The following is a 12,141-nucleotide window of genomic DNA, read 5'->3' on the forward strand; positions in this document are numbered from 1 at the left end:
CGTTCCGGGGAACAACCGCGCGAGCGTTCGTTTGTTCGTGCCGGTGGGGTGGGCGCGTCCGTCCTCGAGCCGTACGCCGGTCAGACGGGTGCCGGTTCCTTCTCCAGCAGCCGGGTGATCTCCCGTACGGCGGCCCGCCCGGCGCGGTTCGCCCCGATCGTCGAGGCCGAAGGGCCGTAGCCGACGAGGTGCACGCGGGCGTCGCGCACCGCGCGGGTGCCCTCCACCCGGATACCGCCGCCCGGCTCACGCAGGCGCAGCGGCGCGAGATGGTCGATGGCCGCGCGGAAGCCGGTCGCCCAGAGGATCACATCGGCTTCGACGCTCCGGCCGTCGTCCCAGGCGACCCCCGACGGTGTGATCCGGTGGAACATCGGCAACCGGTCGAGCACCCCGGTCCGCCGGGCCTGCCGGACGGCGTCGGTCAGCGGCAGGCCGGTGACGGAGACGACGCTCTGCGGCGGCAGTCCGCGCCGTACGCGCTCCTCGACCAGCGCGACCGCCGTCCGTCCGGCGTCCTCGTCGAAGGGGCCGTCCCGGAACACCGGGGGCGCCGCGTCACCCATGTCGTCGCGGCCGCCACCTCGGCCAGTTCCATCAGATGCTGGGTCCCGGACGCTCCGCCGCCGACGACGACGACCCGCTTCCCCGCAAACCCTTCGGGGCCGCGATAGTCCGCGGTGTGCAACTGCCGCCCGCGGAAGGTTTCCTGGCCCGGGTAGCGCGGCCAGAACGGGCGGTCCCAGGTCCCGGTCGCGTTGATGAGGGCCCGCGTCGACCGGATTCCTTCGGAGGTCTCCACCGACAGGCGTCCACCGTCCCCCTCGCGGACGGCCGCGACCGCGACGGGCCGGTGCACCCCCAGGCCGAAACGCTGCTCGTAGTCGGCGAAGTACGCGCCGATCACCTCCGCGGACGGCCGTTCCTCGTCCGCGCCGGTCAGCTCCATGCCGGGCAGCGCGTGCATGCCGTGCACCTTGCCGTAGGTGAGGGAGGGCCAGCGGAACTGCCAGGCGCCACCGGGCCGCGGGGCGTGGTCGAGCACGACGAAGTCGCGGTCCGGCAGCAGTCCGGCGCGTCGCAGGTGATACGCGGCGGACAGGCCGGCCTGCCCCGCACCGACGACCACCACGTCCACTTCACGAGCCACCAAGTCGTTCACGTTTCTACCAACAGGGCGGGCGGCGCGGATCTTCCCGCAGGGCCTCACCCGCCGGCGGACGAGAAGATGGGGTCATGCCCGGAACCTTCACCACCACGACCGTGACCATCAGCACCGGCTCCGACGAGGCCGTCACCGACCTGACGGGGGAGTGCGAGCGCTTCCTGCGGGAGAACGCGGACGGCGCCGACGGCCTGCTCAACATCTTCGTCCCGCACGCCACCGCCGGTATCGCCCTCATCGAGACCGGGGCGGGCAGCGACGACGACCTGCTGACCACCCTGCACACCCTGCTCCCGGCCGACGACCGCTGGCAGCACCGGCACGGCAGCCCCGGCCACGGCAGGGACCATGTGCTGCCCGCCCTGGTCCCGCCGCATGCGACGCTTCCCGTGGTCGGCGGCCGGCTGGAACTCGGCACCTGGCAGTCCGTGTGCCTCGTCGACACCAACAAGGACAACCCGGACCGCCGGGTCAGGCTGAGCTTCCTGGGCTGACCGGCGGACCTCGCCCGCCCGCTGCGCCCGGCGAAGGCCCCGGGGAACGGGCCGCCCTCCCGCCCGGACGCTGGTCGGCGCGCCGGCAGCCGACGTACGCCGTACCGGGTCAGCGCGGCAGCAGCCCGCGGCCGGACCTCGCCGACCTCACCAGCTCGGCGACCGTGGTCAACTTCACCCGCGGTCTGCCTTCACGCAGGCCTCGGGCGATTTCGGCCCGCTCGATCGCCGCCAGCCCGGCCGCGTCGACGACCCGGCGGTTGCGGCCGCGCACCAGCCGCTGGAACGCCTTCGTCGACCGGGAGGGGGCGGGCAGCGCGCCACCGACGGCGTCGGCGAGGAGTGTGCCGACCGTCTCGGCGGCACAGGTGCGGTTCGCGCCGATGCCGCCGGACGGCCCGCGCTTGATCCACCCCACGACGTACGTCCCCGGCATTCCGGTCACGCGGCCGTTCTCGTGCGGCACGGTGCCGGTGGCCTCGGAGAAGGGCAGGCCGGCGATCGGCGCGCCCCGGTAGCCGACGGCCCGCAGCAGCATGCCCGCGGGTATCTCCCGCGCCGTCGGTGTCCCGGTGGTGCGTACGGCACGCACGGTGTCCTCGCCGAGCACATCCGACGGTGCCGAGTGGAAGCGGAACACGATGCGCCGCCCCGGGGCCGGCGGAAGGGACCAGTCGATCTCGCGGCGGGTGACGTCCTTCAGGTCGGCGGCCTTGTCCCTGGCCCCGGCGCTCTCGATGCCCGCGCCGATCCGTGGGTCGTGGTCGTCCACGACCAGCTCCACGCCGGGCAGGTGCTTGAGAGCGAGCAGTTCCGACCTGGTGTACGCCGCGTCCGAAGGGCCGCGGCGGCCGAGGAGCACCACCTCGCGCACGTGTCCGGCGCGCAGGGCGGCCAGCGCGTGGTCGGCGATGTCCGTGTCCGCCAGCGTCTCCGGGGCACTGACCAGGATCCGCGCGACGTCGACGGCCACGTTGCCGTTGCCGACCACGACCACGCGCTCGGCCGACAGATCGACGGCGTCCGCCGCGACCTCGGGGTGGGCGTTGTACCAGGCGACGAACGCCGTCGCCGAGATGCTGCCGGGCAGATCCTCTCCCGGGATCCCGAGCCGGCGGTCGCGCGAGGCGCCGACGGCGTAGATCACCGCGTCGTGGTGCGCGGCGAGTTCCTCCGCGGTGACGTCCTTGCCGACCTCGACGCCCAGGTGCATCCGCACCCGTGGATGCGTGTGGAACCGCCCGAAAGTGTCACCGACCTTCTTGGTCGCGGGATGGTCCGGTGCCACGCCGTAACGCACAAGGCCACCGGCAACCGGCAACCGGTCGACCAGCGTCACCTCGGCGTTGGTGTGCAGCAGCAGGTCCTGTGCCGCGTACATGCCGGCGGGGCCGGTGCCGACGACCGCGACCTGGATCGGCGCGAAGTCGGCCGGCAGGACGCGCTTGAACTCCGGCTCGCCCCAGACGTGGAAGTTCGGGCTCTCGCCGGCCGGTTCGGGCGTCTCGTCCTCGAAGTAGGCCGCGTTGATCGCCGCGTACTCCTGCTGCGAACCGGACAGGCTGTCCACGGGGAAGACCGCGTCCACCGGGCAGGCGTCCGCGCAGGCGCCGCAGTCGATGCAGGATCTCGGGTCGATGTACAGCATCTCCGTGCTGCCGAAGGCGCGTTCCTCCGGGGTGGGGTGGATGCAGTTGACCGGGCACACGGCGACGCAGGTGGCGTCGCTGCAGCAGGTCTGCGTGATGGCGTAGGTCATGTCGTCAACTCGGCTCGGCTCGGCTCAGGTTCGGGCGGGTCGTCGGGTCGGGTCGCTCGTGCTGTCAGATCAGGTCGGCGCGCTTGTAGAAGAAGAGGGCGGGCCGGGTGAGCAGACCGGCCGAGGCCAGGAACTCCATGAGTCCCGAACAGCTCGACCGCATCATGGACTTGTGGTGCTCGTTGGCCTTGGCCTCGCCGATGGCGCGCTCCTCGTCGAGCCCGGCGTTCGCGTAGACGTTCTTGTTCACCATGCTGGTGACGATGACGTACGACGCGATGGCGACGACGAGGGCGTTGACCTGCCGCCGCAGCCGGCCGGCGCCCCGGAGGCGCTTGCGCGTCTCGTCACGGGCGAACTTCATGTGCCGGGACTCCTCGACGACATGGATGTTGTTGATCGTCCGGACGAACGGCACCACCCGCTCGTCGCGCATCCAGTCACGTTGCATGACGTCGAGGACCTCTTCGGCGACAAGGATCGCGGCGTACGCAGCCTCGCCGAACGCGACGGTCTTGAAGACACGGCCGAGTTCGACCGCGAAGCGGTGCGGCCGGTACGCGGGAGCTCCCAGCTTCTGGGCGCCACGGGCGAACATGATCGAGTGCCGGCACTCCTCGGCGATCTCGGTGAGCGCCCACTGGAACGTGGCGTCGGTCGGGTCCTTCGCGTAGATGTCACGGAGGACCATCTGCTGAAGGATCATCTCGAACCAGATGCCGGTGCTGGCCACGGACGCGGCTTCCTGCCGCGTCAGCTCCTTGCGCTGGGCGTCCGTCAGTTCGTTCCAGTACGCGGTGCCGTAGAGGGTGCTCCACTCAGGGCTGGCGCCGTGGAAGTCCTTGTCCAGCGGCGTCTCCCAGTCCACCTCTGTGGCGGGGTCGTACGCGAGCACGGCGGCCGAGTCGAGCAACCGCCGGGCGACGTCCTGCTCGCGGGGTCGTTCCTGCGTCCTGGGCCGGAGGGTGCTGCTGGACATGGTGCGGCTCCTCGAAACGAGTGGTGTGATGTTCCTTGTTCGCTGTCGGGTGCGGGGCCGGCAGGCACCGTCGGCCGTCCTCGCCGCAAGGTGCCGCCGCAGCTTGTTAGACGCAGCGTCTAGCAAGCTGTTAGACGGACCGTATAGCAAGAGCGGGCACGGGCCTACCCCTCAGTACGAAATCGGTGAGAGGGCATGGCCGGACGTCGCCGGAGCGGGGCTCCGCGGAGCGTCGTGAATGCCGCGAAGTGCCGTGAAGCAGGCAGAAGTGAAGGCCGGTAGTGCGGCCGGGCGCGACCGAGGCGGGGCGGTCCTACTGTCGCAGCCCGCCTCGGAGCCTCGTGGGGCTCAGTAGTTCTGCCACTCGTTGAGCGTGTACTCCAGCACCACCGGGTCCATCAGCGTGCTCGCACGGACGTCCAGGCGGCGGCGGTCCAGCGGGAAGACGGCGGCCGCCTCGAGGACGGCGTCGTCCAGGAACCGCAAAGGCGGCGCCTGTTCGGCCAGACGCAGTGCCGGCGGCGGGCCGTCGGTGCCGGGAGTGGCCAGGACGAAGCCCCAGTTGCCGAAGCTCGGGACGTCCACCTGGTACTCGGTGGTGCGGTATCCGGCCTCGCCGATCGTCGCGGCGATGGACCAGTACGACTTGGGGGCGAAGAACGGGGACCCGCCCTGCACCATGACCTGGCTCTCGGGCTTCAGGACCTGCTTGAGCAGGTGGTAGAACTCGACCGAGTACAGCTTGGCGAGCGCCGCGCTGTCGGGATCGGGGAAGTCGATGACGACCGTGTCGAACCGCCGCGTGGCGTCCCGCAGCCAGTTGAAGGCGTCGGCGTTGACGGCCGTGACCCGGCGGTCGCGCAGCGCGTCCCGGTTCAGCTCACGCAGCGGCTCGAAGGTGCGGGCGAGCCTGGTCATCGCCGGATCGAGGTCGACGAGCGTGACGTCCTCGACGTCGTCGTAGCGCAGGACCTCGCGCAGGGCGAGCGCGTCGCCCCCGCCGAGGATCAGCACCGAGGAGCGTCTGCCCGACATCGCCGGGTGGACGAGGGCCTCGTGGTAGCGGTACTCGTCGACGGAGGAGAACTGCAGATCTCCGTTGAGGAACAGCCGCATGTCGGCGTCGCCGGTGAAGGCGGTGGACCGGGTGACGACTATGTCCTGGTACGGCGTGGTCTCGGCGTGCACGATCGGGTCGCGGTACAGCTGCTGCCGTGCCGTCACCTCGATGTCGTCCGCCAGCGCGTACACCGTGCCGAGCACGGCGAGGACGGCCGCCATGCCGGCCAGCAGCGACACGCGTACGACACGGCGGGTCTGCCGGCGGAAGATCCACAGGACGACGACGACCCCGGCCACGGCGTTGACGGCGCCCACCACCAGCGCGCCCTTGAGCTGCCCGAAGGCGGGAAGCAGCAGCAGCGGGAAGCACAGCCCGCCGACCAGCGCTCCGATGTAGTCGACGGCGAACATGTCGGCGACGGCGCTGCCCGCCTCCTGTCGCCTGATCCGCTGGAGCAGCGTCATCAGCAGCGGGATCTCGGCCCCGATGAGGAGGCCGACGGCGAAGGTGACCACCACCATCGACGGCATGTAGATCCGCAGCCAGGCGAACGACACGTACAGGACGAGCACCGAGAGCCCGCCGACGAGCGCGAGCAGCCCCTCCACCAGGGCGAAGGCGCCGACCGCCCGCCGTTGCAGCGGCTTGGCCGCCAGCGAGCCGATGCCCATGGCGAAGACCATGACGGAGATGACCACGGAGGTCTGCATCACCGAGTTGCCGATGAGGTAACTGCCCAGCGCCGTCAGCGCCAGTTCGTACACCAGGCCGCAGGCCGCGCAGAGGAACACCGCGAACAGCAGCAGGAAGCGCGCCCCCCGCGAGTAGGCGGCGGGCGGCGTTCCCGCGGCGGGAGCGGCAGGGGGGCTGCCCGCCGCGGTCGGTGCCGCGGCCGCTTCGACCGCGACCGTGTCGTGCGAAGTGGTGGTGCCCATCGTCCGGTTCAGGAGACCGCGGCGCCGACCATGAAGGCCGTGCCGATGTACATCGCGGCCTGGACCCAGGCCGCGGGGTGGGGGCGGTCGCCGTTGTCGTCGAGCACGGCGTGACCCAGCCGGCCAGGGGTGAGCAGACCGACGACGACGGCGATGAACGTCATCACGACCACTCCCGACAGGCCGTACAGCAAGGTGCTGAGGAGCCCCAGGCCGAGGCCCTGCTCGGACTCGCTGGCCCGGATGGACTGGTCGATGACGAGACCGATGGCGATCGTCTGGCCGGCGAGGAGGACCGCCGCGCCGCGGTTGCGCTCCGTCCACACCACATGGACGAGCTTGCCGGGGGTGACCAGGTCGAGGGCGATGAAACCGACGGCCATGACGATGAAGCCGACCAGACCGTAGAGCAGGGCGACGCCTGCCGACTCGAAGATCTCTGCCACGGGGATGCCTTTCGGGGACGTCGTCGAGGTGTGCGGGTGGGTGCGGGACCGGAGAAGCTACAGGGCGGGGCGGGCGGTCACTTGCCGGATCCGGGGCCGCCGCCGCGGAATTCGTCGCTGTCCGGGTCCGGCCACACGGACCGGATGTTGGACTTCCAGCGGTAGTAGCCGGTGCGGTAGTCGTCGATCTCGATCCGGCTGCCGCCCTGGTGCGGGACGATCGAGACGATGTCGTCCCGGTAGCGCAGGAAGACCTTGCCGGAGTCGTTGATACGGTCACGGGCCGAGGCGTGACCGTCGATCTCCTTCGCGACCTTGGACGTCGTGTCGCTGGTGTCGACGTAGCCCACGCCGCTGCTGGTGTACTGCTGCCGTATCCAGGTGGACGGCACGTCGTTGCCGTCGTCCGGCTCACTGGAACAGGCGGTGAGCGCGATCGTCGCGAGTATCGTCACGCTGATGAGTCGGGCTGTCTTCATCGGGCCTCCAGCCGGGTGTACGTCGCCACGATCTGGCGGCTCTGCGGGTAGGTGTGCCAAGTGCGCCAGCCCAGCCCGGTGCCGAGCCGCTCGACGGTCAGTGCGGTGACCGCCTCGGGGGAACCGGGGAAGATGCCGTGCAGCGACTCGGCGGCGTCGTCGGACCGCTTGCGGATCCCGTGAACCTCTTCGCTGAACCCGGCGGCGGTGAAGTGCCTGACGCGGGCGGTGAAGCGGTAGTGCCACTCCTCGAACTCGTGCACCGCGGACCCGGGCAGGCCCCCGACGACGCCGGGAAGGCAGGCCACGGTCTCCCGGACCGGCCCCGCGAAGACCTGATGGGACGCGCCGAGGAGCCTGAGCTGGACGTCGAGCCCGCCGACGGTGACGTCGCGCACGGCGAGTGCCTCGCGCGCGGGCCTGCCGAGGGTGAAGGAGAGCTGGTCCGCGTCCGTGTCCAGATACGGGGTCGTCAGTTCTATACCGCTCACGGGTTCCTGCCCATGCGGACGCCGGCGACTGCCGGGACGGGGCTCTGTGTCCGCGCGCCGTTCCGGGTGGGGAGGGCGGCGGCGGCGGGTCCGGCGCCGAGGGCGGCGAGGTCGGGCTTCAACGGTGTTCCCCACGACTTCGGGACGGGCAGTGAGCGCGCTGAGTATGGCACAGCGTCATGGCGCTGCTGACAGGGGGGAACGCCGACTCCTCACGGCTCGGCGTGCTCGTCAGCCCGCTCCGCGAGCCTCCCCATGACCGGGGTAGGGAGCGGTGACGGCCAGGAGCGCGGTGTCGTCGTCCACCGTGTCGAAGGAGTCGAGCAGCTCCCGCACCGCCGCGACGGCGGCCTGCGCGGTGGTCGGGGCGAGGGACCGGGCGAAGTCCAGGAGCGCCTCGTCGCCGTAGCGACCGCCGGCCGTGCTGGTGTGGGCCTCGGTGAGGCCGTCGGTGTAGAGCAGCAGCGTGTCGCCGGGGCCCACTTGGACGGTGGCGGTGGCGATGTCGGCGTCGGGAACGACACCGAGCAGCTGCCCGCCGGGGGTGTGCACGTAGTCGGCGCTGCCGTCGGCGCGCATCAGCACCGCCGGCGGATGCCCCCCGCTGGCGAGGGTGATGTGGAAGCCGCGGTCGGCGGGGGTCAGCAGGCCGTAGAGGACGGTGCAGAAACGAGGGTCCTCGCCGTGGAGTTCGTGGTTCAGCACGGTGTTGAGGTTGCCGAGCACGGCCGCCGGGTCGGGGTGGTAGACGGCGGCGGCCCGCAGCGTGTACCGGGTCAGCGAGGTGACGGCAGCGGCAGCGGCCCCCTTGCCGCACACATCGCCCAGGAACAGCCCCCAGGTGCCTGCGGTCAGGGGGAACAGGTCGTAGAAGTCGCCGCCGACCTCGTCGGCCGAGGCGATGTGGTAGTGCGCGGCGACGTCCAGGCCGGGGACATTCTCCAGCGCGGGGGGCAGCAGCGTGCGCTGCAGTGTGGCGGCGAGGCGCTGGAGTCGCTCTCGTTCCCGGTCGGCCTCCCGCCGGGCGCGGAGCAGCTCCGTCTCGTACGCGCGGCGGTCACGGGCGTCGAAGACGGTGGTGCGGATCAGCAGGGGCCGGCCGTCGCTGTCCCTCTTGAGGACGGAGGTCACCAGGACCGGCAGCCGGCCGCCGTCGGCGGTCTTCAGCTCCAGCGCGATGCCGCTGACCTCCCCCTGCAGTCGCAGGAGCGGCGCGAAGTGGGTCTCGTGGTAGAGCTTCCCGCCGACGGTGAGCAGGTCGGCGAACCGCTTGCGGCCCACCAGGTCCTCGCGCCGGTGTCCCAGCCAGTCCAGCAGTGTGCGGTTGATCTTGGCGATCTGCCCGTCCAACAGCGTGGAGAGGTAGCCGCACGGTGCGTTCTCGTACAGGTCCTCGGCGCTGTCCTCCAGCAGCGCGGAGACCTGGCCGGCGCCTTCTCCGCCGCCGGAGACCGGACCGGGGTCCTGCGGGCGGCCGGGTGTGCGGTCGGGGAGGTCCCCGGACGTCACCGGCCCGCTCCGGCGGCGAAGGACGCGATCGCCGCGGCCGTCGCCTCCGGCGCGCTGAGCTGCGGGCAGTGGCCGGTCGCGGTGAGCGTGACCAGTTCGCTCCCGTCGATCTGCGCGTGTACGAACTCCCCCACCTCGCGTGGGGCGATCGCGTCCTGGGCGCACTGCGCGATCAGCGTCGGAACACGCACCTCGGCGAGGTCGTCCCGGTTGTCGGACAGGAAGGTCGCGCGGGCGAAGACGCGGGCGATCTTCGGGTCGGTGCGGCAGAAGCTGTTGGTCAGCTCCTCACCCAGTTCAGGGCGCTCAGGATTGCCCATGATGACCGGTGCCATCGCCGCCGACCAGCCCAGATAGTTCGACTCCAGCGACTCCAGCAGCTCGTCGATGTCCTCGGCGCTGAAACCGCCCCGGTAGCCGGTCGCGGGATCGTCGATGTAGCACGGCGAAGGGGTGAGCAGGACGAGTCCCGCGAAGCGCTCCGGTTCCCGCGAGGCCGCCAGCACACCGACCGACGCGCTCACCGAATGCCCGACGAACACCGGTCGCACGTCCAGCGCGTGGCAGATCTCCAGCACGTCGTCGGCGTAGCCGTCCAGCGAGGTGTACCGCTCCTCGTTCCACGCCGACAGGTCCGACCGGCCCGCTCCCACATGGTCGAAGAGCACGACCCGGAAGTCACGTTCCAGCGCCGGCACCACCAGGCGCCACATGTTCTGGTCGCACCCGAACCCGTGCGCCAGCATCACCACCGGACCGTCGGCCCTCCCACTCACCGTGACGCGGTTCCTGTTGCGTACATCCATACGGACATCTTCGCATCATCATGACAAACCTTGTCATTCCATGGTGTGAAGGTCATGAAGGCGGCCGCTCGGGGACCGCCGCGCCCCCGGGGACGCGGCCCGCCGGCAGGAAGAGCACCGAATTGATGTACCGGCCCTCCCGCGGCACAAGGGCCCGGAGCAGCAGTCCCCGGTGCACGAGGTGCTCCGTCCTCGACTGGTGGCCGGCCAGGTCGAAGTCGGCCAGCGGCATCCACGAGCGGGCAGCCAGCACCCAGCCCCGGTAGCCCTGGCCGGTCAGCAGGGCGATCACCGGGGTGATGGGCCGGATACGGGTCTCCAGCTCGACGAGGAGGGCGGGGCGATCACGCTGCAGCAGGCCCGCGGCTCCGAGCAGCGCCGGAAGCTCCTCGCCGTCCACGTCCACCTTCACGAACCGCACGTCGTGCAGGCCCAGGCTGTCGACCGTGACCGCCCGCACGGCCACGCTGTGGGAGTGGATGTCCCGGCGGGCGAGCGAGGAGACCCCCCGGTCCCCGCGGTCGCCCGCCGGCAGCCACAGCCGGGCGGCGCTCTCGCGGTCGCTCGCGGCAGCCTGTACGACCCGGACGTTGCCGGGCAGCGTCGACCGGAGATGCCGGGCCAGATGCGGCACGGGTTCGATGGTCACGACCCGCTCGCAGCGGGCGGCCAGCCGGCGGGACCAGGGGCCGTACCAGCCGCCGATGTCGATCGCCGTGCCTCCTCGCGGACAGAAGTCGGCCAGCCGTCCCAGTTCCGGCTCGAAGCGCGGGTAGAGGGCGCAGGCCGCGGAGCCGACCCAGCGGGTGGGCAGGCGGGAGGCGACCGCTGCCGCGACGGTGGTCACTCGGCGGCCGCCCGCAGGTACCGGGCGTGGTCGTCCTCCGTGACCCTGCTCCCCGAGGACGGAAGCAGCTGGGGGATGCCGTCCACGATGGGGTAACTCAGCTGCAGCCTCGGGTTGTAGAGGATGTTCTGTCCGCCGAGCAGCGTGAGGGGGCCCTTGTCGAGCGGGCAGGCGAGGATGCGCAGCAGCGGGTCGTCGGCGTCCATGGCAACGTCCTTACGGTTCCGGTGGTTCGGTCGGTTCAGGTGAGGGTCGGTTCAGGTGAGCGGGGGAGGCCCCTGGGTGCGCGGGGCCCGATCATGGCGGGGCAGGGCGAGGAGCACGGACAGCGCGAGCGCCGTGCCGGCCACCCGCAGTGTCAGCAGAAGCGGATCCTCCGGCAGCCGCTCGCCGAACGTGATCGTCCCGAGCACCGCCGTGAACAGACAGGTCACCGTGGTGCAGACGGGCACGATGAGGGAGGCGCGGCAACGCTGCAGCGCCGCCTGCGACATGACGAGACCGGCCGCCGCCGTGAACATCAGCAGGTACGGGTAGGGCGAGGTGAACAGCGAGTGGGCCGCGTCGCCGATGTCGGCCGTGGTCAGCCGGCTCGACGCGCCCTTGATCGCCAGCGAGCTGACCCCGTACAGCAGGCCCACGGCCACGCCGTAGCCGATGCCGTTGGTCGGCAGCCGGTGCCGCTTGCGGGAGCGCTGCTCGACCCGGCCGTACAGCCACACACCCGCGGCGAGGGTCGGCACGCTCACCAGCAGGACCAGCGCCCACGGAGCTCCGCCGCTCACCGGGTCCTCGCCCTCCCGGACGGAGGCGACGACCATCAGCAGCGCCACGAGCACCGCGCCGAGGGCGTAGCGCTCGCGGCCCGACGGCTGTTCGCCGAGCACCGCGGACGAGAGGAGCAGGAGCAGGACGAGGCCCGACACGAAGATTCCCTGGGCGGCCGCGATCGGCAGCGCCCGGTAGACGATCAGCTGGGCCGCGAACCCGGCGGCCAGTGCCAGCGATCCGGCGATCCACGCCGGACTGGTCAGCAGCACCAGGACGACATGCACGGGCCTGCCCGCGGAGAGCGCGGGCAGCCGGCCGAGGGCCTTCTTCTCCAGGACGAATCCCACGCTGTACAGCAGGTTGGCCACCAGCGCCGCGCCCACGCCCCACCACACGG

12 protein-coding genes and 1 pseudogene are annotated in these 12,141 nt (G+C 71.4%); 1 reads left to right on the top strand and 12 read right to left on the bottom strand.

All coding sequences use genetic code 11. The annotated features are described in order from the left end of the window. Positions 1-80: 80 nt before the first annotated feature. A pseudogene (locus GLX30_RS30925) lies at positions 81-1,162 on the bottom strand (NAD(P)-binding domain-containing protein). Positions 1,163-1,236: 74 nt separating this feature from the next. On the opposite strand from GLX30_RS30925, the gene GLX30_RS30930 reads away from it, so the two are divergent. Further along, entirely contained in the window at positions 1,237-1,659 is a 423-nt protein-coding gene (locus tag GLX30_RS30930) for a YjbQ family protein (protein ID WP_159694245.1), read from the top strand. Between the two features lie 109 nt (positions 1,660-1,768). Here the strand turns inward: GLX30_RS30930 and GLX30_RS30935 are convergent, their stop codons facing one another. The 11 genes from GLX30_RS30935 to GLX30_RS30985 all read right to left on the bottom strand — a co-directional run bounded on the left by GLX30_RS30935 (position 1,769) and on the right by GLX30_RS30985 (position 12,139). Further along, entirely contained in the window at positions 1,769-3,418 is a 1,650-nt protein-coding gene (locus tag GLX30_RS30935) for an FAD-dependent oxidoreductase (RefSeq protein WP_159694246.1), read from the bottom strand. 64 nt (positions 3,419-3,482) lie between these two features. Further along, positions 3,483-4,397 (bottom strand): diiron oxygenase, encoded by a 915-nt coding sequence (locus GLX30_RS30940; RefSeq protein ID WP_159694247.1) that lies wholly within the window; start codon positions 4,395-4,397, stop codon positions 3,483-3,485. 348 nt (positions 4,398-4,745) lie between these two features. Beyond that, positions 4,746-6,395, bottom strand: a complete 1,650-nt coding sequence (locus tag GLX30_RS30945) for a polyamine aminopropyltransferase (protein ID WP_159694248.1) — start codon at positions 6,393-6,395, stop codon at positions 4,746-4,748. 8 nt (positions 6,396-6,403) lie between these two features. Further along, a complete protein-coding gene (locus GLX30_RS30950; protein ID WP_005320439.1) occupies positions 6,404-6,841 on the bottom strand; it encodes a DUF350 domain-containing protein in 438 nt (145 codons plus the stop codon). A gap of 77 nt (positions 6,842-6,918) precedes the next feature. After that, positions 6,919-7,320 carry a DUF4247 domain-containing protein gene (locus GLX30_RS30955; protein ID WP_159694249.1) on the bottom strand — a complete coding sequence of 134 codons (402 nt, stop codon included), beginning with the start codon at positions 7,318-7,320 and terminating at the stop codon, positions 6,919-6,921. Further along, entirely contained in the window at positions 7,317-7,811 is a 495-nt protein-coding gene (locus tag GLX30_RS30960) for a DUF2617 family protein (RefSeq protein WP_159694250.1), read from the bottom strand. The genes GLX30_RS30955 and GLX30_RS30960 overlap by 4 nt, the downstream gene beginning before the upstream one ends. Positions 7,812-8,042: 231 nt before the next feature. Beyond that, positions 8,043-9,320 (bottom strand): SpoIIE family protein phosphatase, encoded by a 1,278-nt coding sequence (locus GLX30_RS30965; protein ID WP_159694251.1) that lies wholly within the window; start codon positions 9,318-9,320, stop codon positions 8,043-8,045. After that, positions 9,317-10,126: an alpha/beta hydrolase gene (locus tag GLX30_RS30970; protein WP_159694252.1), complete on the bottom strand. Its 810-nt coding sequence runs from the start codon at positions 10,124-10,126 to the stop codon at positions 9,317-9,319. The genes GLX30_RS30965 and GLX30_RS30970 overlap by 4 nt, the downstream gene beginning before the upstream one ends. A 52-nt stretch (positions 10,127-10,178) precedes the next feature. Next, positions 10,179-10,973, bottom strand: coding sequence for an FkbM family methyltransferase (locus GLX30_RS30975; protein WP_159694253.1), 795 nt, complete (start codon positions 10,971-10,973; stop codon positions 10,179-10,181). After that, positions 10,970-11,179: a Trm112 family protein gene (locus tag GLX30_RS30980; RefSeq protein WP_159694254.1), complete on the bottom strand. Its 210-nt coding sequence runs from the start codon at positions 11,177-11,179 to the stop codon at positions 10,970-10,972. Before GLX30_RS30980 ends, GLX30_RS30975 begins: the two co-directional genes overlap by 4 nt. 51 nt (positions 11,180-11,230) lie before the next feature. Beyond that, entirely contained in the window at positions 11,231-12,139 is a 909-nt protein-coding gene (locus tag GLX30_RS30985) for a hypothetical protein (protein ID WP_159694255.1), read from the bottom strand. Positions 12,140-12,141: the final 2 nt, after the last annotated feature.

The organism is Streptomyces sp. Tu 2975, from assembly GCF_009832925.1.
Classification (GTDB): domain Bacteria; phylum Actinomycetota; class Actinomycetes; order Streptomycetales; family Streptomycetaceae; genus Streptomyces.

Excerpts from the sequence above, each read along its gene's own strand:
- GLX30_RS30930 (WP_159694245.1), top strand. The coding sequence starts at position 1,237 with ATGCCCGGAACCTTCACCACCACGACCGTGACCATCAGCACCGGCTCC.
- GLX30_RS30935 (WP_159694246.1), bottom strand. The coding sequence starts at position 3,418 with ATGACCTACGCCATCACGCAGACCTGCTGCAGCGACGCCACCTGCGTC.
- GLX30_RS30940 (WP_159694247.1), bottom strand. The coding sequence starts at position 4,397 with ATGTCCAGCAGCACCCTCCGGCCCAGGACGCAGGAACGACCCCGCGAG.
- GLX30_RS30945 (WP_159694248.1), bottom strand. The coding sequence starts at position 6,395 with ATGGGCACCACCACTTCGCACGACACGGTCGCGGTCGAAGCGGCCGCG.
- GLX30_RS30955 (WP_159694249.1), bottom strand. The coding sequence starts at position 7,320 with ATGAAGACAGCCCGACTCATCAGCGTGACGATACTCGCGACGATCGCG.
- GLX30_RS30970 (WP_159694252.1), bottom strand. The coding sequence starts at position 10,126 with ATGGATGTACGCAACAGGAACCGCGTCACGGTGAGTGGGAGGGCCGAC.
- GLX30_RS30980 (WP_159694254.1), bottom strand. The coding sequence starts at position 11,179 with ATGGACGCCGACGACCCGCTGCTGCGCATCCTCGCCTGCCCGCTCGAC.